This is a genomic window from Nonomuraea sp. NPDC049158 (assembly GCF_040648335.1).
Taxonomy (GTDB): Bacteria; Actinomycetota; Actinomycetes; order Streptosporangiales; family Streptosporangiaceae; genus Nonomuraea.
On sequence record NZ_JBEZDM010000001.1, the window covers coordinates 165979 to 192378 of the forward strand.

Consider the following 26400-nt stretch of genomic DNA (forward strand, 5'->3'; position numbering starts at 1 on the left):
GATTACTCTCGGGCACCGCCGCTCAGGGTGGATTCCGCTTCGATCAGCTCGACTTACCGTGCACGACGAGCGCCCAGGCCAGCAGGCCGAAGGCGGTCGTGGAGGCGAGGACGCGGACGAGGTTCCAGCTCGCCCAGCGGGCCTCGTCGAAGCGCTCGCGGACCGCGGCGAGATCGGCGATGGAGTCGGGGTCGCCGGCCGCCTTGAGCGCGTCGTTGAGCGGCACGTTGATCGCGATCGTGATGACGAACGTGACGATGTAGAGGACGAGCGCGACCGCGACCCACGGCAGCTCGGGCCGCCCGATGTGGGTCGCCGTGGCGAGGATGGTGAAGGTCAGGGCGCCCACGAAGCCGCCGCCCATGAACCACGGGTTGATGATGGCCCGGTCCATGGCCTGGAACGCGCCGATGAAGGTGCGATCGTCGGTCTTGGCCAGGCCGGGCATGACGGTGTGCGCGTAAAGGCCGAAGACACCGGCCACCAGCCCCATCGTCATCGTGGCGGCCATCAGCGAGACAACCCGCAACACGTCCATGGTGCTACTCCTGGGGAGACGGGGGGTTCGTGGCTCGTCGAGGATAACAAGCGGCCCCTGTCGCGCCCCTTTCGCGCGGCTGTCGTGGGGGGCCGCTGAACCCCGCGATACCCTCGAGATCGTGACGTTGTTCGGCATCCGTCCAGAGCAGGGCGTACGACTCACCAATATCTTCGCCACACCCTGGCACGTGACGGACGGCGGGGAGGCGGCGTCGGCGGGCGAGCGGCCACGGCTCGGACGGCCGGAAACCTACTTCACCGGCTCGGCGACCCCTCAGGTCCTGCACAAGCTGGCTCTCGAGCATCACAAGATCGAATTCGAGAGCTGGGACCGGCCGCTCGCGAGTGCCCGGTTGTGGCTGTTCGCGGTGCCGTCCACGCAGATCGTGGCCGTGCTGAGCCTGGACGTCGAGGACGAGCTGGCCGACACGGTCGATCTGCTGGAGGACTGCTTCTACGCCGACCTGAAGATCGACGGCCGCTCGCTGGAGGAGGTGGCCGCGGAGCTCGCGGGCGGCACCGGCGGGTTCTTCCCCGAACGCCACCAGCTCGCCTTCAGCTCCCAGCTCCCGCCCGAGACGTCCGACGACCTGGTCAAGCGGGTGATCTACCGCGGCGATCTCCCGGAGCGCGAAGAGTTCAGCACGATCACGTACCCGAGCGAGCTGAACCGGCGCCCGCAGACGACCGCCGCCGTAGGCCCGTACGTCAGCGTGCTCTGCGGTCAGCCGAAGTACGTGGAGGACGGCATCTTCCTCTCCGCCGTGCAGGGCGTGGCGAGCGCGGCGCGGCTGCGCGAGATCCGGTCGGTGGCCTACCAGGCGGTCGAGGCGTTCCGTGGCCGCGACCGGGGCTGGCAGGACACGCGGGAGCGGCGCCGGAGCCTGGAGTCACTGACCGACCAGCTCGGCGACCTGGAGCTGGACCTCAGCTACAGCGTCGAGGCGACGGCGGACCTCGGGATGATGGTGCCGTCGTTGCGGGTGGCGGGCTACCACGACGCCCTGTACGCGACGATGGGCCTGGTGGGCAAGGCGGAGAACGTGGCGCGCATGCTCGAACGGCTCGGCCGGGCGATCAGAGCCGAGCTGACCTCGATCGAGAGCCTGGAGCGGCGGGCGGATGAGGACCGGCGGCTGCGGTGGACGGTGGCGGTCGGGTTCGTGTCCACGGTGGCGATACCGGTGACCTTGGTGCTCACCTTCTTCGGGGTGAACGCCCGTGAGGTGGATGTGCGGGTGTCGATGTTCGCCGGGCGGTATTGGGGGATCTACGGCTTGACGGTGGCCGTGGTGGGGGTTGGAGTGGGGCTGCTGGTCGGCCTCTATCTGCGGCAACGCCACGAAATGCGCCGAGACCGCCGCTGAACTGCGGTTGGGGTCTTCCGCGGCACCCCCGAGGTTTGGGGATGACGTCGTGCCCGCTGCTCGGGTGACTGTGGAGGCAGACAGGGTGGATCACTGCCAGTTCGGCGGATGACCCCCGGGACTGCATCGGAGAGCAAGATGCGCAGATCCACGATGTCGGTGCTCCTGCCCGTCGTCACCATGCTCGGCGGGCTCTGCATCGCTTCGTCCGCTTCGGCGGTCTCCTCGCCTCACCCACAATCCCAGCGGGTACACGCCGGCCCAGTTGCCGCAGAATCAAAGCCGCGTACCGCCGCAGCATGCCCGCAGTCCAGGCTGTGCTTCTACGACGACACCGACTTCAACGGAGCCTTGGACGTTAATCGGTCAGTTCCCCTTCACCTTTGCCTCGGTAGCTCATTCGCCGCCAGATCGGTGATCAACAACACAGTGTTCGCACACAACATTTGGCGAGAAAGCGGATGCGAGGGGGAAAGCATCCACGTCGGTCCAGGTGAAAGGGTTACCGACATCGGATTCGACGCTCACTACACGTCGAGAGCCTGAACGCGAGCTCCAGCGGCGCCCACCTCTGCCGAATGGCATACTCGCAGCCCCGGAACAGGGCAAAGATCGGCCGAATGGCACATGGGCCGGATCGACCCCGGCCAGCAGGCTGGTCGCATGGCAACGACAACCCCACGATCCCTGATCTCGCGCTGGCCCGCGTGGTCGGCCTACGCGGCGGCCCTGTGGTCTCTGGGCTATGGCCTGCTCGGCATGGCCTGGGCACGTGGCGCGCCCGGCTTCCCCTGGGGAGCTTCCGACCCCGATCTGGACGGAGCGCTGTCCATCCTCGCCGGCGCCACCCCGCGTCCCGGCGGCTGGTGGATCGCCGCGTTCGGCGTGCTCGGCGCGATCCTCGCACTGACGCTGACCCGTACCGGCCAAGGCGGGCGGGGCCTGGTCTCCCTCATACCCCTGCTCCTGGCCTGGCCCTCGGCGGCCGTACTGATCGTCGTGATCCCCGACTCTCGCCTCATGATGGGCGTGGCCTACAGCCCGTTGCTGGCCGTCGCGCCGCTCTTCGACCTGAACGTGGGCGGCACCACCCTGGCCGATGCCTGGCCGTGGCCGGTGGTCAACCAGCTCGTGTGCGTGCTGGGCGGACTGCTGCTGGCCGCCGCGGCGCTCGCCTATCAGCGGCGTCGCCGTGAGGCCTGCCGTACGTGTGGGCGTACCGGCCAGGACGGCTGGACCGCGCCCGAGGCGGCGACTCGATGGGGGCGCCGGGCCGTCTACATCGCCGCCACCGTGCCGCTGGTCTACTGCGCGACCCGGTGGTGCTGGGCGCTCGGCGTCCCGCTGGGGGTGAGCAAGGAGTTCCTCGTTGAAGGCGCACGCGATGCTCCCGGCATCTGGCTGGCCGGTGCCTACCTCGCCACCTTCGGGGCGGGCGGCGGCGTGCTCACCCTCGGGCTGGCGCAGCGCTGGGGCGAGGTCTTCCCGCGCTGGATCCTCGGCTTGAGGGGCAAGCGGGTGCCGCCGCTGCTCGCCATCATCCCGGCGACGCTGGTCGCGATCATCATCACGGTGGCCGGTATGACGTACATCCGCGGGGCGATCGCGGGCCGGTTCTCCATGGCGGAGTGGGGCGCCTGGCTGCCGGAGACGTTCTGGCCGGTCTGGGGAGGGGCGCTGGCCGCCGCAGCCTTGGCCTACCACCTGCGCCGCCGAGGCCAGTGCCGCCACTGCGGCCAAGGCGCCGGTGATCGGGCCGACCGCCCGTCACCTCAGCTGGTGCGGGAAAGCCCACTCCGCTAATCGTGACCGCTAATCGTGAGCGGGGCGGGTGTAAGCGGGGTGGCGAGCGATGGTGCCGGGTTCGGGTTGCCGTGGCGTCGCGTTGCCGGTCAGAGCCTGCACGAGCCGATCTCGTACGGCGCTCAGCTCGGCGATCCGCTCCTCCAGGGCCGCGACCTTTCTGCTCACCGCTTCCACACTGGGCGGGCAGGCCGGTCCCAGCGAGACCTCGCCGTCGTCCAGGCAGGGCAGGAAGCCGCGTACGTCCTGGGCGGTGAAGCCGTTCGACAGCAGGAGCTGAATGTTGCGGACCCTGGCCACCGCGCCGCCGTCATAGTGCCGGTACCCGTTGACGGCCCGTTCCGGCTCAAGCAGGCCCTGCTGCTCGTAATAGCGCAGGGCCCGGACGGTGACGCCGCTCGCTCGCGCCAGCTCCCCGATCAGCACTGCCGCAGTTTATGCCTTTTGCCCTGCTGCCACAGAGAGGCCGCCGTCGACGCGAACCACTGTGCCGGTGAGGTACCCGGCCTCGGGCCGCGTCACGTTCACGATCCACCAGGCGATCTCGCCGGGCTGGGCGATGCGACCGAGCGGAATGCGTCCGACAAGTCCTTCGCCCGCGGCGGCGATCTGCTCCTGGGTGAATCCGGCGTGCGCCAGCACGGGTGTGGCGGTGATGCCGGGCGCCACGGACACGACGCGCACGCCCTTGGGCGCGAGCTCGACCGCCCAGGTGGCCGTCAGGAAGTCGAGCGCCACCTTGGTCGATCCGTAGACGGAGTTGTCCGGCCAGCCGTACGAGGGTGGGTTGGAGGACACATTCACGATCGTCCCCTTCGCGGCGGCCAGGTGCGGCAGGGCGGCCTGGGCCAGGAAGAGGGGAGCGAGGAGATTGGTGGCGATCTGCTCTTCGGCGGTACGGCGATCGATCGTCCCGAGCGCGGCGGGCCGAGTGATCGCGGCATTGTTGACCAGGACATCGATCCGGCCCAGCCGCTGTACCGCCGCCTCGACGATGCGCTCGGGCCCATCGGCTGCCGCGCCGTCTGCGACGAACGTACTGATCGAGGGGTACGCGGCAGCGGTCTCCTCCAGACGCGCGGCGGTACGACCGACGACGAGCACCCGCGCGCCCTCGGCGGCGAATTGGTGAGCCGTGGCACGGCCGATCCCCGTGCCGCCTCCGGTGATGACCACGCCCTTGCCTGCCATGCCGTCCATGGGTGTCCTCTCTGTCCACAGGTGAGTGACCGCGACGCTAAAGGCTGACCTGGGGGTCAAGGTCAAAATGGCGGCTCGTCCCCGGGTTACGACGCGGCGGTCGGGAAGCTGGCGATCGCGCGCGTGTCGAGCGCGTCTGTCCATTCGCTCGTCCGGAACCCCGGTGAATGGCCGTTCGGCGACTCAGTGGGCACGGACGGACACCAGCGCGTCCTGTTTATGGATCGGGATGCCGTGCACTGCCGCCGGACCGGCCTTGGCCCCCATGTCAGTTTTCCGCCAGGCAGAGGTGATCGGCCGGCCGGGCCAGGGCTGGGCTTGGCCGCTGCAGATGCGGGGGCGGCCGAGCTGGGGGGTCTCGCGGCGTCAGGTACAGCGACGAGGTCGCGCTCTTCGTCCAGGATCGTCCAGTGCTCGACCAACTCGTCGATGTGCATCGGGGGACGTTATGTCCGCCCAGCATTGACTAGGCAAGTCACAGCAAGTTCAACACTGTTTGGGCTCGTCACACCCTTCTTGCCGGTGCCCTCTGCCCGATGCTCTAGACGGCAATCCCACGCCATGCGAATATGTGTTCGATATACGAAGATCGTCAGTGGGGGCGGGTCCCGTAGTCATGCCGGGGTGCTCGACTCTCCCCTTCTCCTCCAGAACGGAGTGCCTGTGCGCCCATCCACCTCTGCCCATGCTCCGCTGTCCCGCCGATTAGTCGCCTGGGCCGGGGCCCTGCTCCTGGCGGCGGCCCTGCTCGTCACTCAGGCGCCCACCGCCGCGACCGCCGCGGCCGCCGCGGCCGCCGCGACCGTCACCGACCTCGGCGTCGCCGCCGACAGGGGCGGCGACGTGGTGGGGCAGAGCGGCAAAATCTTCGTCGCCGCCGACGATCGGATCGTGGTCACCAAAAGCGACGGCGCGCTCATCGACACGATCAGCGGCCTGTCCGGTGCCGTGGCCCTGTCCGTGGCGGACAACGGCAGGAAGGTGTACGCGGCGCTGCGCGATTCGCATGAAGTGATCGAGATCGACATCGCAACGCTCGCCATCACCAAGCGGATCGACCTCGCCGCCTACCCGTGCCCGTCCACGCTGGCCCAGTCGTACGAGCGGCTGTGGGCCGGATACGGGTGCGGCCAAGCGGGGGAAGGAGGCGTCGTCGCCCTCGAGCTGTGGAGGCCGACACCCACCCTCGTCCCGGTCGGGCCGGCCACGACGCAGCCTCCGCTGGTCGCCGTCGCCGGGAGCACTCTGGTGGCGGGAGAGCCGGGAGCCGACCCCGCCTCGATCAGGGTGTATGACGTCAGCACCACCCCGGCCACCCCGCGCGGTGAGATCCGCGCCGACACGTCCCTGCGGGACCTCGCCCTCGCCGACTACGGGTCGGCGGCGCTGTCGGCGCTGGCCGACACCCACCGGTTCGACGCCTGGGACACGACGACCAACGCCAAGACCCGCGCCTACGACAGCGGCGAGCTGAGCGAGCACGGCCTCCCCACCGCTGTCGCGGCCAGCCCGAACGGCGCCTACGTCGTGGGCGGCTGGAACTCCTCCGCAGGCGACGCGGCGGAGCTCGTGGTGTACGACGCGACCACCGCGGAGGTCATCTACACAGCCGCCCACCAGGGGAAGACCGTCGTGGCGGGCAGCATCGAGTTCTACGGCACACTCACCTTCGCGGTTTTGAAAGAGCCCGGCACCGGGCGGATGCACCTCTGGCGGCTGCCGCCCTCGCCCTACCACTCCTCCACGCTGACCTTGACGGCTCCCTCCAAGGTGACCGCGCTCAAGCAGTCGACCCTCAGCGGACGACTCACGCTGAGCAGTGGACTGCCCCCCGGCGCGCAGACGCTCGAACTGTACCGCTGGCTCCCCGACGGCACCTCCAGGCCGTTCCAGGAAATCACCACGGCGGCGGACGGGACCTACCAATTCACCGACGCCCCGCCGTCCCTCGGGGCGTTCAAGTATCAGGTGTACTGGCCGGGCAACTCATGGTTCTGGGGTAGCGGCTCCTCGGTGACCGTCACAGTGTCCCGGTACGAGCCGACGCTTACCGTGACCGGACCGGCGACGGGCAACGTCGGCGAGCGACTCGAGTTCAGCGGCACCGTCGGCGCCGACGGCATCACCTTCCCGGGGTCGATCATCTCCGTCTCGCGCAAGGTCGTCAGCCCGGATGGCAGCGTCACCTCGAAGCACCTGGTGAAGTTGACCACCGCCGCCGACGGGTCGTTCAGCTTCTCGGATACGCCGACCAGGGCCGGGGAACACACGTACGCCCTCCTCTTGTTCGGCAATTCGACCATGGAGTCAGCGAGGACCACCCAGGTGGTCAGCGTCCTCCAGCCGCCCGCGTAGCATCCCGACGCCCGGGTGACGGCGACCCGGCTCGCCGTCTCCCGGCCAGCCGGGTGCCGCAGTCCAGGTCGATCGTTCCCGCGGTGGCGAGTGGATCGCATGACGGTGGAGCCGTCGTAGGTCGGGCTGTCGCCCCAGCCCGATGGGCCGCTGCCGTTGGCGAGCAGGAAGAAGGCGTGATTGCCGACGCCGGAGGAGCGGTGCACGTCCAGGTTGCCGACGGTGGGCGACCAGCAGTCGGCGGACACGCCGCCTCTAGCCGGGCGTCATGGTCTGGGTGCCGATGGTGTCGAGCAGGGCGAGTTTGGTCTCTGATTCGCTGCCCGGCTGCGCCGTGTAGATCACGATCCGCAGGTCGCCGTGCTGGCTGGTGAGGATGTCGCAGTCCAGGTCGATTCTGCCCACCTCAGGGTGGTCGACGGCCTTGGTTGCCTGGTGGTGGTCGGAGACCAGGTGGGCGTCCCACAGTGTGCGGAAGGAGTCGCTGAGTTCGCGGAGTTGCTGGACGAACGCGTGCAGCCGCGGGTCGTCGGGGTAGCGGGCGGCGGTCCGCCGGAGGTCGGCGACCATCGAGCGCTCGAAGGCCGTCCACTCGTCGGGTGTCATGATGATCCGGTGCGGTTGGCCGGTGTAGGCGCGCCAGAGCATGTGGCGCTCCTCCTCGTCGAGGGCCGATGGGTCGCCCATCAGCGCCGCCCACGGTCGGTTCCAGAGGATGAGTGCCCACATCGCGTCGTACACGGCGATCGGGTGATCATCGAGCCGGTTCAGCAGCCTGCGTACGCTCGCCGGGATCAACTGGCCGATCCGCCCGCTGCCGACCGCGTGGCCGGCCAGCAGGAAGAGATGGGTCTGTTCGGCGTCGTCCAGTTGCAGCGCCCGCGCCAGCGCGGCGCACACCTGCGCCGACGGCGTCGAGGCGCGGCCCTGTTCCAGGCGCACGATGTAGTCGGCCGACACGCCCGCCAGCATCGCGAGCTCCTCGCGCCGCAAGCCCCGCGTGCGCCGCAGCCCATTGGCGGGCAGGCCCGCCTGTCTGGGGAGCAGTCGCTCGCGCCAGACCCGCAGGATCGTCGCCAGTTCGCCGTTGCCGCTCACCCCCTCATCGTCGCACCACCCACCCGCTCGTGCCTGGTACGGGTGTTCCCAGGAAGACCCTTCGCTGGTACGACCTGCGACGACGGTGTGAGGCTGGAGTCATGACAACGACAGTGATCACCGGGGCGAACAAGGGCCTTGGCTTCGAGACCGCCCGTCAACTCGTCGCAGTGGGCCATACCGTCTACATCGGCGCACGCAACGCGGACAACGCCCGGCGGGCGGCGAAGGAGCTGGGCGCTTTGCCGCTGCTCATCGACGTCACCGACGAGGCGTCGGTCCAGGCGGCCGCGGAACTCGTGGACAAGGAGCAGGGCGGCCTGGACGTCCTGGTCAACAACGCGGGGATCGCCGGTGGTGCGCCTCCGGCGAGCGAGTTCACCGGGGCGGACATGGAGACCGTCCTGAACACCAATCTCGTGGGCGTCGTCCGGGTGACCCACGCGTTCCTGCCGCTGCTGCGGCGCCGCGGGCATGGGGTCGTGGTCAACGTCGGCAGCGGTCTTGGTTCGTTCGCCCGGGTCCACGACCCCGACCGCATCGAGTCCCACGTGCCCGCCCTGGCCTACACCGCCTCGAAGGCCGCGCTCGCCATGCTGACCGTCCAGTACGCGAGGCTCTGCCCCGAACTGCGGGTCAACGTGGTCGACCCCGGCTACACCGCCACCGATCTCAACGGCTTCAGCGGGACGCAGACCGTCGAGGAGGGCGCGGCCCCGATCGTACGAGCCGCGCTGCTGGGCGCCGACGGGCCCACCGGGGCGTTCTTCGACCCCGCCGGAGTGGCACCGTGGTAACGCGGCCGCCGCGACCGCATCAGTGCTCAACTACCTGAACCGGTCGGCGGGCGGGTGACGTCTCACCTTTGTGAATCTCCGTCACGTGGCCGTCGTCGTCACCGCGATCTGCGCGGCCACCGTCCTGACCTCATCCTCGGTGAGCAGCCCGCCAACCGTCCTGACGTCGTGCCCGCAACAGTGGGGAGGCCGCCACGCCGGTGGCTGGGTGCCTGCCGCCGGGCAGATCGACGGGGTCGGCGACTACCTCGTGCCCGGCAGGCCGGTCACCGCGATGATCTGCGCGTACCCGGGCGACAACACCCGCATGGGCGGCGAGCGGCTGGCCGGATCACGGACCCTGACCGGCGACGCCGAGGCCATGGCCCGTGACCTCGGCTACCTTCCGGTCAGCACGGAGGAGCGCGATGTCATGTGCACGCTGAAGGGCGGCCCGATGACCAACTACCTCATCCGGTTCGCCTACCCCGGCGGCGGAGGGCTCTGGGTGGGCAGCGCCGAGGAGGTCAACGGCTGCGTCCGGACCACGAACGGCACGGTCCAATCCCGCTCGTACGTAGGCCGGAGCCTCACCGCCGCCTACCGGACCGGAACATGGCGGCTCGTGCACCCCGACGACCCCTGCCAGATACCCGGCGAGCGCCGGGGCCAGGACGAGCGGATGGTGCCCGACGAGCCCATCTCCGTCCTGGTGTGCAGGCGTGCGACCAGGGCTGGTGAGCGGGCTCCGCGGCGTGAGCACGACCGCCGGACGGCAGGATCTCTGGCGCAAACGCTGAACGCCCTGGACGCTGGGGACAAGGAGATCCTGAACGAGGTCAGCTGCGATCCGGCCGACTGGTTCGATCTCCTGTTCGGATATGCGGAAGGTCCGCCTGTCCGTGTCTCGATCGTGCTGGGCTGTGATCATGGCGTCGACAACGGGTTTCTCAATGCGCCCCTTGATGATGCCCTCCGCGACCAGATCATCCGTCTTGCCCCGCCGGGCTAGCGCTGTTGCGCGAGCCACGCGTCGAAGGTGGTCGGCGCGATGCGGGCGTCCTTACCGGGCAGCAGCGCGTTGCCGGCCGCCGCCGGGTCGAACACCGACCACGTGGGCACGAGCTTCACCGTACGGCCGCGCGCCTCGTTGGTGCGCCGGGCCATGTCCACCAGGTCCTGTGGGTCGGGCCCGGCGACGTCGACGTAACGTCCCCGCGGCTCGCCCAGCGCGATCTCGGCGAGGATGTCGGCCACGTCCGCGGGCGCGATCGGCTGTACGAGCAGCGGCGGGATCGTCGCGACGCCGTCCTGCTCGGTCCAGCTCGTCACCAGTGCGGCGAAGTCGTGGAACTGCGTGGCCGGGACGATCGTCCACGGCACCGGTCCCTCGGACACGAGGCGCTCCTGTTCCCGCTTGCCGGCGTAGTGGGCGTTGCCCTCGATGCCATGGATCCCGACGATCGAGAGCAGCACATGGTGACGGACGCCGGCTCGTTCCTCGGCGGCGAGCAGGTTGCGCGTGGCGGTGCCGAAGTACGCCACCGTCTCGGCCTGGTCGGTCGCCGGTCCGTTGGTGGCGTCGATGACCGCCTCGACGCCGGCCAGCGCGTCGTCGAGCCCGTCACCGGTCAACAGGTCGACGCCCAGCGAGCGGCTGATTCGCACGACCTCGTGCCCGCCGCGTTCGAGGGCGGCGACAGTGAGGGCCCCGATGTTGCCGGTCGCACCGGCGATCGCGATCCGCATGATGATCTCTCCTTCTCTGGCTGACGCGGGAAACGCTATCACGGACTAAACAGGTCCATAATGTCTGCGATAGGCTCGGAGGCGTGAAGCTGCCGGTGAGTACTGAATGGGTTCTGCACTGCGCTACGACGCTGGCGCAGCTCGACGCAGGAGCCAGCGCGTCGGCGGCACAGCTCGCGCAGTACTACGACCTCCCGGCGCCCTATCTCACCAAGCAGCTGAAGGCGCTTGTCAGGGCCGGCCTGCTGGGCGCGACCACGGGTCCGCGGGGCGGGTTCCGGCTCGCGCTGCCCCCTTCCGAGATTACGCTCCTGCGGATCGTCGAGGCCGTCGACGGCACGTCCCCGCCGTACGCGTGCCGTGAGATCCGCCGGCGAGGGCGGGGCGCGCTGCCCGCCGAGGACTGCCGCCGCACGTGCGTCCTGGCCGAGAAGATGGCCGACGCGCACGAGGCGTGGCGAGGCAGCCTTGCCGGGGTCACCCTCGCCGACATCCTCGCCGAGCTGCCCCCTTCGGCGCCGGCCCGCACCCGACGGCTCCTGGCGGGGACGGCGTAGGTCGCCCCCGCAGGACGGCGAGCCGGCGCAAGCTCAACAATCTCAAAGCGCAGGTGAAGGGCTAGGCGATCGTGCCCGAAGCGGCGTGCAAACTCCCTAGCAGCGCGTCTCTGGAGGCCGCCGCGGCCTCCTCGGCTGTCGTGATCGCCGCGAGGATGGCGGCGGCCAAGCCCGTCGCGTCCAGTCGCCTCCTGCTCCGCGGGGAGATCTCCAACCGCGCGATGGTGCCGAGCGCGTCGGTGACGGCCACAATCCCACCCTCGTCGGCCACGCCGGCGAACTCGGCGGCACTCCACTCCTCCACCCTCGCCTCCGCCTGCTCGGCGGCGGCGATCAACGCCTCCAGCCGCGCCTGCGCCTCCTCCATGCCCTCCATCGCTCACTCTCCTCGCAGCACGTTGCGGATGTGGCCGTCGAGCGGGTCGGCGGCGCCCTCTGTGCCCGCGGTGTCAGGCGCTTGTCCCGTCAGATCCTGGACGACCTGAGTCAGCCGCTCCCCCATTGCGAGGTGGGCCGCGGCGATCGCCTCGCAAACGGCCTGGGCGAGCTGGACATGGTCCAGGCCGCGCAGGCCGCGCGGGTCGATGGACAACCCGCGCAGGCGGCCGGTGCCGGACACCTCCGCGCGGACGACCTCGGACGGGTCGGCGCCCGCCAGCCGTTCCTCCTCCAACTCGCCCAGCGCCCCGGCCAGGGTGCGCGCCCAGCCGTCCGTCTCGCGCAGCAGTCCGTCGACGTCGTCCTGCCGACCCCCGGCGAACGCCTCGACACGCCTCATGAGGCTTCCTTCGACATGGGAACCCAGTAGTTTTCCAGCTGGGTGGGGTCCGCGATCGCAGGGGTGAGGTGGAGATCGCGTGCCCCCAGCGCCGGGTTGCCGGACCGGTAGAAGGCGCCCCTCAGATCGTTGAGCTTGAGTTCCAGCTTGTTGAGGGCGCCCTCGTAAGACTTGTACACGTCGGCGAACTGCTTGACCAGATTTCCTGCCGCGCTCATGAACAGGCCGACCTGGGTCATCAGGGCGACCCTCCCCACCGGGTGTGCGCTCATGGCGGCGACGGCGCGCAGTATGGGGGCCGAAGTGGCGTAGAGCCCGAACACCGACAGGTCGTACTCCAGTACCTCTTTGTACTGGCCGTGCATGGCGCCGCTCATCTCGTCAGTGATCTTGCCAAGCTGGCCGTACAAGCCGTTGACGTTAAAGCGGACGTACTGCTGGAGCGTATCCCTCGCTTGGCCCTTCCAGTTGGGGGAGATGTCATCAAAAAAGGCACGCCACAAGTCGGACCGGCTGCCTTCCAGCAGTCCGGCCATGCTCTTCCACTGCTCACGCCGATCGTAGAACAGGAACGGGTTGCCCAGGTTGAGGGTGGCCGCCACGTCCAGCGCGAGCGCGGCGACGCCGAGCCCCGAAACAGCCATCGCGGCCCTGTTGGACTGGCGCAGCGGATTCAGCTCCGTGATCAGCCGCTTGTAGAAGCCGGGGTCGGTGCGCGGCTTGGGAGCGACTGTGACGGTCCGCTGTACGGTGCCGCTGGCGTTGGAGACATAGAGCTGCTGATTGGCCACAGGGGTGGTGCTGCCCGGCACGATCAGCTTCGGCGGTTCTCCAGACGGAGTCGACATCGCGAATCTCTCCTCACTCGGCGGTGCTGGCCCGCGCGGCGGCGACGTAGTTGTCCGCGGCTTTGTCAATCTTGCCGCTGTCGGTGCGCAGCACTTCGGAGAGGATGCCCGCGCTGTCCCGCCAGGTGTCGGCGATGGTGTTCAACCGGTTGACGAACATCAGCCCGACAATGGGCACTCCGGCCATGGGGGCCAGATTCCAGCCCTCGAAGCGAGGGGTCCACTGCTTGACGGCGTCCACGCCGGTGGCCGAGTCGTCCATGGTGCCGGCGAACTTCCGCACGTACCCCGCATCGGTCTCGTAGCCTTTCGCGGCGCCGTCGGTGTCCTCGAGCAGTGGCGCGGACTTGGCCAGTGAGGCCTGCACCGGCTGCGCGCGTAGATGCGAGGGGAGGCACAGGGGCGGCGGGCACGCGGGGATGTGCGGGCACGGGCTTACCAGCGACGGCGAGGGGTCGGGCGTCCCGAACGCCGGCGAGCCCGGGGAGGTGGTCGGCGAAAGGTTACCGGGCGGTTGACTGGCCATGGATAAAGGTTCATCGGACGACACGGGACATTTTTACCACGATCATGCTAAATGACCGCGCGAGCCCCCGTTTCCGCGGGGTGGGGCGTTTCTGCCGGTAGTGATCTCTATGGTCCCTGCCATGACGAGCTGGGACGAGATACGCGGACCAGTTGACCAGGCTCGTCCCCGGCCAGGCAGGAAAACCAGGTGCGGCGACCGGCGGGCCGGGAGTAGAAACGGCGTCATGGATGAGCAGCCCCTGCCGGGTGGCAGGCATGTCGGCGGCGTACGCATCGGCGATACCGTCCATCGGCCCGCCAACCCGTGGACGCGCACCGTCCACACCGTGCTGAACCATCTGGAGGCGGCCGGGTTCGAGGGGGCGCCGCGGGTCCTCGGGTTCGACGAGCGGGGGCGCGAGGTGCTGACCTACCTCCAGGGCGACACGATCGGGGAGCAGGCTCCCTGGCCCGCCTGGCCCTGGTCGGACAGCGCGCTCAAGCAGGTCGGGGCCTGGATGCGGCGGCTGCACGACGCGACGGCGACGTTCGTGCCCGAGCCGGACGCGGTCTGGTTCACCGGGCGTCCCTGGCGGCCGGGGCTGGTCATCGGGCACCACGACGCCTCTCCTTACAACGCGGTGTGGCAGGAGGACGACCTGGTCGGGTTCGTCGACTGGGACACCGCCGGGCCGTCCTCGCGGGAGCGCGATCTGGCCTACAGCGCGTTGACCTGGGTTCCGCTGCACGCCCGGCGCGTCGTCACAGAGCAGGGGTTCACGGCGTTCGAGGATCGGTCCCGGCGGCTGCACCTGCTGCTCGACGCCTACGGCTACGAGGGGGACCGTACGGCGTTCCGCTCCGAGGTGGTCGACCGGGCGCGGTTGAACGCCGAGGTCATCCGCCGGCTCGCCGAAGGTGGTGAGCCGGTCTATCAGGCGCTGCTGCCGTTCGCCGCGAACCTCGAACAGGCCGTGGTCGAGATCGAGGCGCTGCCGGAGGCCTTCTGGAAGCGCGGCTGAGGGTCCGCCCGCGTGGTGCGTGACCTTTTTGTGATCTCGCGGGGCGTGACATCTCCGGAAAATGGGAGATAATGAATACGAAGTCCAGCAGAGGGCTTCGTCTCGTGTTATCGAGGCGTGTCTCTGTCTGGGCTTTTGTCTTTGGACGGGACCGCCTGCAGTAGATATGAGGAGCAGGAATGACCGTCCAGCAGGCTCACGCTCAGCCTCAGGTACTCGTGCTCAGCGAGATGACCGCCGAACAACTCCTGGTCGAAATGGTCAAGCCGGAGACCACCGAGCTCGACAAGGTACGGATCCGCGAGCGTCTCGTGGCGATGCACGAGTGGCTGGCCAACGACATCACCCGCCGCTACCGCTACCGCGGCGAGCCCATCGAAGACCTGCGCCAGGCCGCCTACGTCGGCCTCATGAAGGCCATCAACGGCTTCGACGCCGAGCTCGGCCACGACTTCCGCGGCTACGCGGTCGTCACCATGACCGGCGAGGTCAAGCGCCACTTCCGGGACCGTACCTGGGCCATCCGGGTGCCGCGCGTCTACCAGGAGCGCCGCTCCGAGCTCAACAAGCTCGTCTCGGACCTCAGCCAGACCCTCGGCCGCTCCCCGACGGTCGCCGAACTGGCCGAGAAGATGAAGATCTCCCAGGAGGACGTGCTGCTCACGATGGACGCCTCGGCGGCCTACAGCACGCTCTCGCTCGACGCCCCGACGGGTGTCGACGACGACTCCGCGTCCCTCGGTGACGTCATCCCCGAGCGTGACGAATCGCTCGACTCCCTGGTCGACAAGCACGCCGTCAAGCCGCTCATCGACGCGCTGCCCGTGCGGGAGAAGAAGATCCTGCTGCTGCGCTTCTACGGCAACATGACGCAGGCCGAGATCGCCGCGGAGTTCGGGATCTCGCAGATGCACGTCTCGCGCATCCTGCGCAAGGTCCTCGACGACCTGCGCAAGGGCCTGTCGGACTGAGGTCCCCGGTCACGCTGCTTCGGCCGGCGCCACATAGCGCCGGCCGAAGCGGCGTCACCACAGGCGTCACTGCAACTCGACACCGATCAGGCACGTGTCGTCGTCGGTGTCGGAGTTGCAGTGCGTCAGCAGGTGGTCCAGCCGCAGGTCGAGGGTCTGCGCCGGCTGCCCGGCGATGACGAGCAGGTGGTTCTGGGCATGCTGCAGGGCCCGGTCCCGGCGTTCGATGAGCCCGTCCGTGTACATCATCAGGGTGTCACCGGCTTCGAGCTGCAGCTGCCCCTCCTCGTACGCCGCCTCCGACACCGCGCCGAGCAGCAGCCCCTGAACCATCGGCAGCTCCGCCGCGTTCGTCCCCCGGACCAGGAGCGGCGGCAGGTGTCCGGCGCGGGCCCAGCGCAGGACCTTGGTCCGCGGGTCGTACAGGCCACAGATCGCGGTGGCGGTCACGCTGTCGGTGAGATGGTGGGCGACGAGGTTGAGCCAGGTCAGCAGCTGGCCGGGCCCCGCGCCGGTGGCGGCCAGGCCGCGCAGGGCGTTACGCAGCACGACCATGCCGGTGGCCGCCTGGATGCCGTGCCCGGCCACGTCGCCCACGGACAGGAGCACCTGCTTGGACGGCAGCACGACGGCGTCGTACCAGTCGCCGCCGATCAGGTGCTCCTCCTCGGCGGGCCGGTAGCGGACGGCGATCCGCAGCCCGAAGGCGTCCGTCGTGTCGTGCGTCGGCGGCATGATGGCCCGCTGCAGCTGCAGGGCCAGGCGGTTGCGCTCGGCTGTCTGCTGCTCGCTGTGGGCGAGCTGGTCGCGGGTCGCGGCGAGCGCCACCTCGGTCCAGTGCTGTGAGGAAATGTCCTGATAAGCACCGCGTACGGCCAGCAACCGGTCGTCGGCCCCGAAAACCGGCTCCGCCACCACGCGGATGTGCCGGGCGATCCCGTCGGGCCGCTGGAGCCGGAACGCCGTCGAAGCCGAGCGCCGATGGTGCAGCACGGTGCGCAGGAACCGGCCGATGCCGGTCTCGTCGTCGGGATGGGCGTGCTCGCGCAGCCGTTCGAGGGGGATCGGCTCGTCGCCGGGAGACAGGCCGTACAGGGCGAAGAGCTGGTCGTTCCAGGTGACCCGGCCGGTGAGCGCGTTCTCCTCGAAGCCGCCGATGCGGCCCAGGCGCTGGGCGTGCTGCAGGATGCCGGCCAGCCGCGCCCGTTCGTCCTGCGGCCGCCAGATGAGCAGCACGCAGTCGCCGTGGCGGGTGGCGCTGACGCCGGCCTCGGTGCTCAGCCGCACCTGGTCCACCAGGGTGTCGAGGGTCATGCGGTCAGTGCGGAACGGTTCGCCGGTCGCGTGTACGTGCTCGACCCTGGCGAACAGCCCGCCGTTCTCGGCCGCCAGCGGGTACGCCTCCAGCAGCAGCGCCCCGGTCACCCGATGGCGCGGACGCCCGGCCGGGTCGGCGAACCGGCTGTTGGCGTGCACGATGCGGAAATCGGTCAGCCTGCCGCCGCTGTCGAGATGCGGACAGAGCACCAGGGCGGGATCATGGAGCCCATCGGCCAGGTCGACGAGCTCGGAGAAGGCCGGGTCGGGCGACGCGGGCCCGTCCGGCGCGAACGTGTCCAGGGTATGGGCGCACAGGTCCGCCAGCGCCTCGATCTGCCGCTCGATCTGCGGCGGTTGCGGCTCCAGATCATGCGGCCAGCCGATCTCCAGGACGCCCAGGATGCGGCCGCCCGTGCCGGCGGGCACCGTCACCCGCCCGCCTTCGGCCGCCTGCCGGTGCCCGATGGTGGGCAGACCGGCCTCGCGCAGGGCCGGGAACCAGACGGTCCGGCGCTCCGAGAGAGCCTGGCGGGCCGGGGTGGCCACGCCCGGAGGGACGTACCGCCACCGCATGGCCTCCTCGGCGCTGAGCCCCGCGTAGCCGGCCAGGCTGAGCGAGGCGTCGGGACCGGCGGCCCACACGGCGACCGTCGTCGCGCCGAGCGGCGCCAGCGCGTGCTCCAGGAGCGACTCGGCGACCGCCTGGGTGTCGCTCGCGCCGAGCGCGCCGCTCTCGGCGGCGCGCAGCCGCAGGGAGACGGAGTGGCGCGCACGGTCGTGGTCCGTCGCCGCCAAGCGCAGGAACTCGCCGGCCGTCTCGCTGATGCGGTCCTGCGCCGCCTGGTCGATGATGACCGAGGCCAGCTCCAGCTGCGACATCCCGGCCTGCTCCGCGAGCGTGGTGAGCTGGCGGCCGGCCTGGGCGGGGCCGCAGCGCAGCCGCTCGACCAGGACGCCCTTGGCCAGCTCGATCAGGGCGCGCCCGTCGGCGGCCAGGTGGGCGTCCTGGATCTCCTTGCGCAGCCGTTCGATCGTGGCGGCCAGCCGCCCGACGTTCGCGTCATCGGCCGAAGCCTCCGCATGGGCGGCGCCAGGCTGCTGTGCTGGTTGCAACGTGGGACTCCTGGGGATGGACACGAGCTTTTCCCGGGGGACTGCGCTAGGAGGTCATCCAGCGCTGTATCACCTCGATGAGATGGTCGGAGTCGACCGGCTTGGTGACGTAGTCGCTCGCTCCCGCCGCGAGCGACTTCTCCTGGTCACCCGGCATGGCCTTGGCCGTCACCGCGATGATGGGCAGGCCGACGTACTGAGGCATGGCCCGGATCGCCTCCGTGGCGGCATAGCCATCCATCTCCGGCATCATCACGTCCATCAGGATGAGGTCGGTCTCCGGGTGGGCGATGAGCGTGTCGATGCCCTTGCGGCCGTTCTCCGCGTGCAGCACGTTCATGCCGTGGATCTCCAGCATGCTGGTGAGCGCGAACAGGTTCCTGGCGTCGTCGTCGACCACCAGCACCGTACGCCCGGCCAGCGTGTCGTCGACCTCGCGCCCGGCGGGCACGCCCACGTTGGCCGGCCGGACCAGGGGGAGCACGTCGCTCGGCTGGTCGGCGGTCAGGTGCAGGGCGATGCGCTCGCGCAGCTCGTCGAGGCTGGACAGCAGCTCCAGCGGCCGGTTGCTGGCGCGGGCCTGCAGGGTCGCCTCCTGCTGCGGGTTGGTGCGCCAGTTGTTGTAGGCCAGGACCGGCACCTGCTGGAGCGCGGGGTCGCCGTCCATGGCCTCCAGCAGGCCGTACGCCGCCATATCCGGCATGTCGATGTCGAGGACGATGCAGTGGCACGCCTCGGCGGCGAGCGTGGCGGCCGCCTCCTCCGGGCCCGCGGCGGTGACCACCTCGACGGTCCCGTTGAGGTGGGCCAGGTCGCGGGTGTTGGCCAGGTCGGACACGACGCTCTCGGCGACCAGGGACAGCAGCCCGCGCTGCCGCTCCTCGATGATCAGGAGCCGCCGTTGCTGCGGCACCACGGGCGCGGCGGGCAGGCTGTGCCTGGCGGCGGACGGCAGCGGCTTGATGTCGGGGGCGGAGTAGTCCTCGAAGTCGGGGCGCGCGATCGGCAGGTAGAGCGTGAAGACGCTGCCCTGTCCCGGAGTGCTCTGCGCGGTGATGCCGCCGCCGAGCAGGTAGGCGATCTCGCGGCTGATCGACAGGCCCAGCCCGGTGCCGCCGTACTTGCGGCTGGTGGTGCCGTCGGCCTGCTGGAACGCGCCGAAGATCACCTCCAGCTGCTGCTCCGGGATGCCGATGCCGGTGTCGATGACCCGCAGGGCCACCGCCGCGCCGTGCGGGCGCGCGGGAACGGGCAGCTCGGCCGGGCTGGCCGGCTCGATCCGTAGCTCGACGCTGCCCGTCTCGGTGAACTTGACCGCGTTGGAGAGCAGGTTGCGCAGCACCTGGCGCAGCCGCGAGTCGTCGGTGAGCAGCTCGGTCGGCACGCCCGGAGCGGTGGTGATCAGGAAGTCCAGGCTCTTCTGCGTGGTCATCGGCCGGAAGGTGGCCTCCACGTAGTCGAGCAGCTGGCGCAGCGACACGCGTTCGGGGTTGATGTCCATCTTGCCGGCCTCGACCTTGGACAGGTCGAGGATGTCGTTGATCAGCTGCAGCAGGTCGGAGCCGGCCGAATGGATGATGCCCGCGTATTCGACCTGCTTGGCCGTGAGGTTGCGGGTGTGGTTCTGGGAGAGCAGCTGGGCCAGGATGAGCAGGGAGTTGAGCGGGGTGCGCAGCTCGTGGCTCATGTTGGCCAGGAACTCACTCTTGTACTTGGAGGCCAGCGAGAGCTGCTGGGCCCGCTCCTCCAGCTCCTGCCTGGCCTGCTCGATCTCCAGGTTCTTGGTCTCGATGTCGCGGTTCTGGGTGGCCAGCAGCGTCGCCTTCTCCTCCAGCTCGGCGTTGGAGCGCTGGAGCTCCTCCTGCTGGTTCTGCAGCTCCGCCGAGCGGGTCTGCAGCTCGACGGTGAGCCGCTGCGACTCCACGAGCAGCTCGTCGGTGCGGGCGTTGGCGACGATGGTGTTGAGGTTGACGCCGATGGTCTCCATCAGCTGGTCGAGGAAGGCGCGGTGGACCGGGGTGAAGGCGTAGACCGAGGCCAGCTCGATGACGCCGAGCACCTGCTCCTCGGCCACGATCGGCAGCACGACCACCGAGACGGGGGCCGTGCGGCCGAGCCCGGAGGAGACGGTGATGTAGTCGGCCGGGATGTCGGTCATGGCGATGGTCTTGTGGGTGCGCGCCGCCTGGCCGACCAGCGCCTCGCCGATGCGGAACCGGATCGGCCGCTCGGGGTCGGCGGCGAAGCCGTACGCGCTGATGAGCTGCAGCTCGGTCTCCTCGGCCAGGAAGAAGGCGCCGTATTGAGCCGCGACCAGGGGTGCCAGCTCGTCCATCACCAGCTCGGCGACCGTGGCCAGGTCGCGATGCCCCTGCATCAGCCCGGACATGCGGGCCAGGTTGGACTTGAGCCAGTCCTGTTCCTCGTTGGCCCGGGTGGTCTCGCGCAGCGACTCCACCATCGAGTTGATGTTGTCCTTGAGGTCGGCGAGCTCTCCTTCCGCGTCCACGGTGATGGAGCGCGTCAGGTCGCCCGAGGTGACCGCGCTGGTCACCGCGGCGATGGCGCGGACCTGGCGGGTGAGGTTGCCGGCCAGCTCGTTGACGTTCTCGGTCAGCCGCTTCCAGGTGCCGGAGACCCCTTCGACCTCGGCCTGGCCGCCCAGCCGCCCTTCGCTGCCGACCTCGCGGGCCACCCTGGTGACCTCCGCGGCGAAGGAGGACAGCTGGTCGACCATCGTGTTGATGGTGGTCTTGAGCTCCAGGATCTCGCCGCGCGCGTCGACGTCGATCTTGCGGGTCAGGTCGCCCTTGGCCACCGCCGTGGTCACCTGGGCGATGCTGCGTACCTGGTTGGTCAGGTTGTCGGCCATCGAGTTGACGTTGTCGGTGAGGTTCTTCCAGGTGCCGGCCACGTTCGGCACCCGGGCCTGGCCGCCGAGCTGGCCTTCGGTGCCGACCTCGCGGGCGACTCGGGTGACCTCGTCGGCGAAGGCGGACAGGGTGTCGACCATCGTGTTGATGGTCTCGGCGAGCGCGGCGACCTCGCCCTTGGCCTCGACGGTGATCTTCTGCGACAGGTCGCCCTTGGCCACGGCGGTGGCGACCTGGGCGATGCTGCGTACCTGGCTGGTCAGGTTGGAGGCCATGACGTTGACGTTGTCGGTCAGGTCCTTCCAGGTGCCCGACACGCCGCGTACGGTGCCCTGGCCGCCCAGGTTGCCCTCGGTGCCGACCTCGCGGGCGACTCTGGTGACCTCGTCGGCGAACGCGGAGAGCTGGTCGACCATCGTGTTGATGGTCTCCTTCAGCTCCAGGATCTCGCCTCGGGCATCCACCCGGATCTTCTGCGACAGGTCGCCCTTGGCCACGGCGGTGGTGACCTCGGCGATGCTGCGTACCTGGGCGGTGAGGTTGTCGGCCATGACGTTGACCGACTCCGTGAGGTCCTTCCAGGTGCCGGAGACGCCCTTGACGTCGGCCTGCCCGCCGAGCCGCCCGTCGGTGCCGACCTCGCGGGCCACCCTGGTGACCTCGTCGGCGAAGGAGGACAGCTGGTCGACCATCGTGTTGAGGGTGTTCTTGAGCTCCAGGATCTCGCCTCGGGCGGCGACGGTGATCTTCTGCGACAGGTCGCCGCGCGCCACGGCGGTGGCCACCTGCGAGATGTTGCGGACCTGGGCGGTGAGGTTGCCGGCCATGAAGTTCACCGAGTCGGTCAGGTCCCGCCAGGTGCCCGCCACGCCCTTGACGTCGGCCTGGCCGCCCAGCTCGCCCTCGGTGCCGACCTCGCGGGCCACCCTGGTGACCTCGTCGGCGAAGGAGGACAGCTGGTCGACCATCGTGTTGACGGTGTTCTTGAGCTCCAGGATCTCGCCACGAGCCGCCACGGTGATCTTCTGCGACAGGTCGCCCCGGGCCACGGCCGTGGTCACCTGGGCGATGCTGCGTACCTGGTCGGTGAGGTTGCCGGCCATGGCGTTGACGGACTCGGTGAGGTCCTTCCAGGTGCCGGACACGGCCGGCACCTCGGCCTGACCGCCGAGCCGCCCCTCGGTGCCGACCTCGCGGGAGACGCGGGTCACCTCGGAGGTGAACAGCGAGAGCTGGTCGACCATGCCGTTGAAGACGGAGGCGATCTCGCCGAGCAGCCCGTCGGCGTCGTCCGGCAGCCGGGTGCCGAAGTCGCCGTCGCGGACCGCGGTCAGGCCGGCCAGCAGCTGCCGGAGCTCCGGCTCGCCGACCTCGCCGACGTCACGTGTCCGCTTGGGACGTCCGGACGAACGTGAGGCCCCCGCTGCGTCACTCATGTTCACCCCTGGTTCGATCCTGCAATTGTCAAAGCTTCACCAGGAGAATAGTCAAGCGGGCGAGTGCATCGTGCTCATCGTCGAGTTGCGGTCAAGCAACTGTCCGAAAGCCTTGGTAGAAGGTCAGGATTTGCGGCCGACAGCGCCGTATTGCGACACTTCCTGGCCGCGATATTGGGTGGTCGGCTCGGGACGCCACTTCGGCAGCGACACCATGCCCGGCTCGACCAGTTCCATCCCCTTGTAGAACTCCATGAGCTGCTCGGTCGTACGGATCGTGATGGGCGTGGCGCCGCTGTCGTTCCAGATGGCCGCGGCGCGGTCCATGGCCGGGCTGCTCACGCTGGAGGCGATGGTCAGATAGCTGCCCGAGGGGAGCGCCCGCATCAGCTCGGCGACGACCGTGTACGCCTGCTCGTCGTCCGGCACGAACTCCACCACGCCCAGCAGCATCAGCCCGACGGGCTGGGTGAAGTCCAGCGCCTTGGCCGCGTGTTCCAGGATCGTCTCCGGATCGCGCAGGTCGGCGTCGATGTACGTGGTCAGGCCCTCGTCGGTGCCGCGCAGCAGCGCGCGGGCGTGAGCCAGGACGATCGGGTCGTTGTCGACGTACACGATGCGCGCCTCGGGCGCGGCGGCCTGGGCCACCTCATGGGTGTTGTCGGCCGACGGGATGCCGGTGCCGATGTCGAGGAACTGGCGCACCCCCGCCTCCACGACCAGGTGCCGCACCGCCCGCGCCAGGAACTCCCGCTCGGCGCGGGCGATGATGGCCAGCTCCGGCATGACCTCGAGGATCTGCTCACCCGTCTCGCGGTCGGCGGCGTAATGGTCCTTGCCGCCCAGCCAGTAGTCGAAGACACGGGCCGGATGGGCCACTGAGGTGTCTATGCGGCTCAGCTGTTCCATTACGTCGTCGTTCGCGTCCTCGGTCATCAGGGGTCCCCAGGTCGTCGCGGTAGAGGAGGGATCTTTCTGGGCTCAGCCTAGAGGTCATTTAGGCGGCAAATCGCAAGAATCACGACATGTGATCATTTGAATACTTGACATGGATCAAAGGGCACCAGGAAACTCTCCTGAACCACTGGACAGATTGTTCGGTAAACGTTTACAGGGAGCGACCGATGCCCTTATCTCGATGGAGCGGTGTCGGTGCGCTCATGGCCCTCGCCCTCGTCGTGCTGCTGGCCGTACCGGGAGAGGCGCGCGTGCGGGCCGGCCGGACCGGGACGATCACCGCGGCCGCCGCGCCCTCGGCGGCGCTGGGGGAGAACATCGCCTACAACCTCTACCTCCCGTACGGCTACGCCAAGGGCGCCGATCGCTACCCGGTGCTGTACCTGCTGCACGGTCGTGGCGACTCGATGCAGGCGTGGACCCGGGTCAAGGACACGCTCGACGCGATGATCCGGACCCGGCGGATACCGCCGCTCATCGCCGTCATGCCCGACGCGCCGTGGAGCGAGCGCGGGAGCTGGTATGTGGACTCCCGCTACACCGGCTCCGACCTGCCAGGACGGCCGGTCGAGACCGCGCTGACCCGCGACCTGGTGGCCCACGTGGACGCGACGTACCGCACGGCGCCGATCCGCCAGGCCCGCATGATCGGCGGCTACTCCATGGGCGGCTCGGGCGCGCTGCGCTTCGCGCTGGCCCACCAGGACCTGTTCGGCAGCGCCATCGTGCTCAGCCCGGCCGTCTACACGCCGCTGCCGCCGGGCGACTCCTCCACGCGTGACTACGGCGCCTACGGGCAGGGCGGCGAGAAGTTCGCCGACGCGGTGTACCGGGAGCTGAACTACCCCGCCCTGCTCCCCAAGCTCGACCAGGACCTGCCCGTACGGCTGTTCGTGGCCGTCGGCGACGACGAGTACGCCAACCCCGACCCCGCCGACGCCCAGCACGACCTCGACTTCGAGTCCGCCGCGCTCTACAACGCGGCCCGGCGCTCGCCCGCGATCTCGGCGCAGCTGCGCGTGCTCGACGGCGGCCACGACTGGACCGTCTGGGCGCCCGCGTTCGAGCAGGCGATGGCCGAGCTCGGCCCGGGGCTGAGCGTCACGCCGCCGGCCGGGTTGCCCGCCCCGCTGTACGGCACGGCCGCCCAGGACTGGGCCGGTGGCGTCGCGGCCCACGCCGACGGATCGCTGACCACCGGGTTCGCGGCGAGCGGGCCCGTCGGCGGCCAGCCGTACGCGGGCCGCCTCGACGCGGTGCTGGTGCGCGGCGGAGCGGACGGCTGGACCAGGCAGCTCGGCACCGCCGCCGACGAGCGGTTGTACGGCGTCGCGGCGCTGCCCGACGGCGGCGTGCTCGCGGCCGGCTACACCAAGGGCGACCTGGACGGCCACCACGCGGGCAACGCCACGGACGACGCGTTCGTGGTCCGGCTCGACGCCAAGGGCGCGGTCCGCTGGCTCACCCAGTTCGGCGCGCCGGGCGTGGCCGACCGCCTCTATGGCCTGGCCGCCGCCCCTGACGGCGGCGCCTACGTGGCCGGCTACACCAAGGGCGCGCTCGACGGGGCCAACAGCGGGGACAAGGACGCGCTGGTCGCCCGCCTGTCCGCCGATGGCGCGCTCTCCTGGGGCCGCCAGTACGGCGGGGTGGGGGAGGACAAGGCGTACGGCGTGGCCTCCGACGGAGCGAATCTCTACGTGACGGGCAGCGCGACCTCGGCCCTGCCGGGGACGACCGCGCTCGGCGGGCTCGACGGCTGGCTCGCCGCCTACGACCTGAACGGGGCCCGGAAATGGGCCACCACGGTGGGCGGCACCGGTGACGACCGGCTGAACGCGGTGGCCGTCACCACGGCGGGCCTCGCGGTCGCCACCGGGGGAGTCGGGGGTGACCTGGTCGCGGCGGCGTACACGGGCGCGGGCAAGCAGCGCTGGCAGGCCACCGTCGCCACCCCGGCCGCCGACGAGGGCGCCGCCGTGGTGCCGCTGCCCGGAGGGTCGGTCGCGCTGGCCGGATACACCCGGGGTCGGGTGGGCGTGGTGGCGGGCGCGGCGGACGTCCTGACGGTCCGGCTGGACGGCAAGGGGAAGCAGCAGGCCGCCGCTCAGCTCGGCACCGCCCGTGACGACGGCGTGGACCCGTTCTCCGAGGTCAACCTGTTCGCCGCCGCCACCCCGTCGGGCCAGGTGGCCGTCTCCGGCCTGACCTACGGCACGCCGGCCGGCGACCAGGCACCGGGCAACGGCGACGTCTTCACCACCACGATCGACCCGGCCACCGGCCTGCCCAAGGGGTGATGAGGTCAGCCCGGTGTGAGGAGGCCCGCGTCGACGATGGCCCGGCCGAAGGGTCGGGCCAGTTCGGCGAGGCGTTCGCAGCCCTCCTCGCCCAGCGCCGAGTAGGCGGGCAGGGCCAGCGCGTCGGTGCGGGTCTCGATGTGCCGGCGCAGGGTCTTGCCCTCGGCGCTGAGCGTGTGGCCGTCGAGGAGACCGCGTTCGCGCAGGCTCTCCCCGGCGGCCGCCCACTCCGGCTCCGGCCAGGCCCGGCTCAGCTTGAGGAAGTCCACCGGGACCTCCCCGCTGGCCGCGTGCAGCACGAGCGCGTCCAGCGGCCCGACGCCCTCGGTGACCAGCGTGCTGATGTGCCCGTCCCCACGGAACTCGCGCAGCAGCGTCTGCGCGTGCCACAGCTGGAGCAGCGGATCGTCCGGCCAGGCCAGCGCGGCGTGCGCGGCGAACAGCGGGCGGCCCTGCGGATGCTCGCAGGCGGCCTCGGCGGCGCGCCGGGCCAGCGCGAGGACCGTGTCCAGCTCGGGCTGCTCGTGGATGCCCGCCCGGCGCAGGGCCTCGTCGGCCGCCTCGTAGCGCGCGGCCAGCACCTGCTCGGGCGTCGCCAGGTCCCAGGCGGCGGGCAGCGCCTTCCGTACGAGATCGGGGTGGAAGTTGTAGAAGGTCGCGATGACCAGCTCGGCGGAGGCCCGGCCGAGCGCCGCCCCGCGCGAGGCGAAGTAACCGGAGCGGCCGTTCAGCCCCAGCGCGGCGTACCGCTTCCGGCCCTCGGGGACGAAGTAGATCATCCCGTGCACCGGCTCCAGCCGCCGCCAGGCCTGCCGTGCCGCCTTCATGTC

23 protein-coding genes are annotated in these 26400 nt (G+C 70.1%); 10 read left to right on the forward strand and 13 right to left on the reverse strand.

Annotation, left to right across the window (positions count from 1 at the left end):
* Positions 1–43 precede the first annotated feature (43 nt).
* A complete protein-coding gene (locus tag AB0B61_RS00790) occupies positions 44–538 on the reverse strand; it encodes an anthrone oxygenase family protein (protein WP_358425848.1) in 495 nt (164 codons plus the stop codon).
* A gap of 121 nt (positions 539–659) precedes the next feature.
* Between AB0B61_RS00790 and AB0B61_RS00795 the strand changes: the two genes are divergently transcribed.
* From AB0B61_RS00795 to AB0B61_RS00805, 3 genes are all read left to right on the forward strand, one after another.
* On the forward strand, positions 660–1907 hold the full coding sequence (locus AB0B61_RS00795) for a hypothetical protein (RefSeq protein WP_358425851.1): 1248 nt from the start codon (positions 660–662) through the stop codon (positions 1905–1907).
* Between the two features lie 180 nt (positions 1908–2087).
* Positions 2088–2453, forward strand: a complete 366-nt coding sequence (locus AB0B61_RS00800; protein ID WP_358427669.1) for a peptidase inhibitor family I36 protein — start codon at positions 2088–2090, stop codon at positions 2451–2453.
* A gap of 117 nt (positions 2454–2570) precedes the next feature.
* A complete protein-coding gene (locus tag AB0B61_RS00805) occupies positions 2571–3710 on the forward strand; it encodes a hypothetical protein (RefSeq protein WP_358425854.1) in 1140 nt (379 codons plus the stop codon).
* Positions 3711–3719: 9 nt separating this feature from the next.
* Here AB0B61_RS00805 and AB0B61_RS00810 read toward each other — a convergent pair whose 3' ends face one another.
* Both AB0B61_RS00810 and AB0B61_RS00815 read right to left on the reverse strand, forming a co-directional pair.
* Positions 3720–4136 carry a MerR family transcriptional regulator gene (locus AB0B61_RS00810; protein ID WP_358425858.1) on the reverse strand — a complete coding sequence of 139 codons (417 nt, stop codon included), beginning with the start codon at positions 4134–4136 and terminating at the stop codon, positions 3720–3722.
* 9 nt (positions 4137–4145) lie between these two features.
* The gene (locus AB0B61_RS00815; protein WP_358425860.1) at positions 4146–4910 is read right to left on the reverse strand and encodes an SDR family oxidoreductase; all 765 of its coding nucleotides are present in this window, start codon (positions 4908–4910) and stop codon (positions 4146–4148) included.
* Positions 4911–5573: 663 nt separating this feature from the next.
* Between AB0B61_RS00815 and AB0B61_RS00820 the strand changes: the two genes are divergently transcribed.
* Positions 5574–7265 (forward strand): hypothetical protein, encoded by a 1692-nt coding sequence (locus AB0B61_RS00820; RefSeq protein ID WP_358425863.1) that lies wholly within the window; start codon positions 5574–5576, stop codon positions 7263–7265.
* Positions 7266–7520: 255 nt separating this feature from the next.
* On the opposite strand, the gene AB0B61_RS00825 is transcribed toward AB0B61_RS00820, so the two are convergent.
* Positions 7521–8363, reverse strand: a complete 843-nt coding sequence (locus tag AB0B61_RS00825) for a helix-turn-helix transcriptional regulator (protein ID WP_358425866.1) — start codon at positions 8361–8363, stop codon at positions 7521–7523.
* 101 nt (positions 8364–8464) lie between these two features.
* Between AB0B61_RS00825 and AB0B61_RS00830 the strand changes: the two genes are divergently transcribed.
* Both AB0B61_RS00830 and AB0B61_RS00835 read left to right on the forward strand, forming a co-directional pair.
* Positions 8465–9160: an SDR family NAD(P)-dependent oxidoreductase gene (locus AB0B61_RS00830; RefSeq protein ID WP_358425869.1), complete on the forward strand. Its 696-nt coding sequence runs from the start codon at positions 8465–8467 to the stop codon at positions 9158–9160.
* 85 nt (positions 9161–9245) lie between these two features.
* Complete coding sequence (locus AB0B61_RS00835; protein WP_358425872.1) at positions 9246–10151, forward strand: hypothetical protein; 906 nt, start codon at positions 9246–9248, stop codon at positions 10149–10151.
* On the opposite strand, the gene AB0B61_RS00840 is transcribed toward AB0B61_RS00835, so the two are convergent.
* Positions 10148–10888 carry an NAD(P)H-binding protein gene (locus AB0B61_RS00840; RefSeq protein WP_358425875.1) on the reverse strand — a complete coding sequence of 247 codons (741 nt, stop codon included), beginning with the start codon at positions 10886–10888 and terminating at the stop codon, positions 10148–10150. The two genes, AB0B61_RS00835 and AB0B61_RS00840, sit on opposite strands and share 4 nt — an antisense overlap.
* Before the next feature lie 95 nt (positions 10889–10983).
* On the opposite strand from AB0B61_RS00840, the gene AB0B61_RS00845 reads away from it, so the two are divergent.
* A complete protein-coding gene (locus AB0B61_RS00845) occupies positions 10984–11445 on the forward strand; it encodes an Rrf2 family transcriptional regulator (protein WP_358425878.1) in 462 nt (153 codons plus the stop codon).
* A 61-nt stretch (positions 11446–11506) separates the two neighbouring features.
* Here AB0B61_RS00845 and AB0B61_RS00850 read toward each other — a convergent pair whose 3' ends face one another.
* The 4 genes from AB0B61_RS00850 to AB0B61_RS00865 are packed head-to-tail and all read right to left on the reverse strand — an operon-like array spanning position 11507 to position 13597.
* Positions 11507–11821 (reverse strand): YbaB/EbfC family nucleoid-associated protein, encoded by a 315-nt coding sequence (locus AB0B61_RS00850; RefSeq protein WP_358425881.1) that lies wholly within the window; start codon positions 11819–11821, stop codon positions 11507–11509.
* 3 nt (positions 11822–11824) lie between these two features.
* On the reverse strand, positions 11825–12223 hold the full coding sequence (locus tag AB0B61_RS00855) for a YbaB/EbfC family nucleoid-associated protein (RefSeq protein WP_358425884.1): 399 nt from the start codon (positions 12221–12223) through the stop codon (positions 11825–11827).
* Complete coding sequence (locus AB0B61_RS00860) at positions 12220–13071, reverse strand: hypothetical protein (RefSeq protein ID WP_358425887.1); 852 nt, start codon at positions 13069–13071, stop codon at positions 12220–12222. Before AB0B61_RS00860 ends, AB0B61_RS00855 begins: the two co-directional genes overlap by 4 nt.
* A gap of 13 nt (positions 13072–13084) precedes the next feature.
* Entirely contained in the window at positions 13085–13597 is a 513-nt protein-coding gene (locus tag AB0B61_RS00865; protein ID WP_358425890.1) for a hypothetical protein, read from the reverse strand.
* Positions 13598–13823: 226 nt separating this feature from the next.
* Here AB0B61_RS00865 and AB0B61_RS00870 point away from each other — a divergent pair, with 226 nt between their 5' ends.
* On the forward strand, positions 13824–14600 hold the full coding sequence (locus tag AB0B61_RS00870; protein WP_358425893.1) for a phosphotransferase: 777 nt from the start codon (positions 13824–13826) through the stop codon (positions 14598–14600).
* A gap of 179 nt (positions 14601–14779) precedes the next feature.
* Positions 14780–15571, forward strand: coding sequence for a SigB/SigF/SigG family RNA polymerase sigma factor (locus tag AB0B61_RS00875; RefSeq protein WP_358425896.1), 792 nt, complete (start codon positions 14780–14782; stop codon positions 15569–15571).
* Positions 15572–15637: 66 nt separating this feature from the next.
* On the opposite strand, the gene AB0B61_RS00880 is transcribed toward AB0B61_RS00875, so the two are convergent.
* From AB0B61_RS00880 to AB0B61_RS00890, 3 genes are all read right to left on the reverse strand, one after another.
* Complete coding sequence (locus AB0B61_RS00880) at positions 15638–18004, reverse strand: SpoIIE family protein phosphatase (RefSeq protein ID WP_358425899.1); 2367 nt, start codon at positions 18002–18004, stop codon at positions 15638–15640.
* 46 nt (positions 18005–18050) lie between these two features.
* Positions 18051–22313, reverse strand: a complete 4263-nt coding sequence (locus tag AB0B61_RS00885) for a HAMP domain-containing protein (RefSeq protein ID WP_358425902.1) — start codon at positions 22311–22313, stop codon at positions 18051–18053.
* A 123-nt stretch (positions 22314–22436) separates the two neighbouring features.
* Positions 22437–23249, reverse strand: coding sequence for an SAM-dependent methyltransferase (locus AB0B61_RS00890; protein WP_358425905.1), 813 nt, complete (start codon positions 23247–23249; stop codon positions 22437–22439).
* Between the two features lie 188 nt (positions 23250–23437).
* Here AB0B61_RS00890 and AB0B61_RS00895 point away from each other — a divergent pair, with 188 nt between their 5' ends.
* Positions 23438–25570: an alpha/beta hydrolase-fold protein gene (locus tag AB0B61_RS00895; RefSeq protein ID WP_358425906.1), complete on the forward strand. Its 2133-nt coding sequence runs from the start codon at positions 23438–23440 to the stop codon at positions 25568–25570.
* A gap of 5 nt (positions 25571–25575) precedes the next feature.
* Here the strand turns inward: AB0B61_RS00895 and AB0B61_RS00900 are convergent, their stop codons facing one another.
* The gene (locus AB0B61_RS00900) at positions 25576–26397 is read right to left on the reverse strand and encodes a hypothetical protein (protein WP_358425909.1); all 822 of its coding nucleotides are present in this window, start codon (positions 26395–26397) and stop codon (positions 25576–25578) included.
* Positions 26398–26400: the final 3 nt, after the last annotated feature.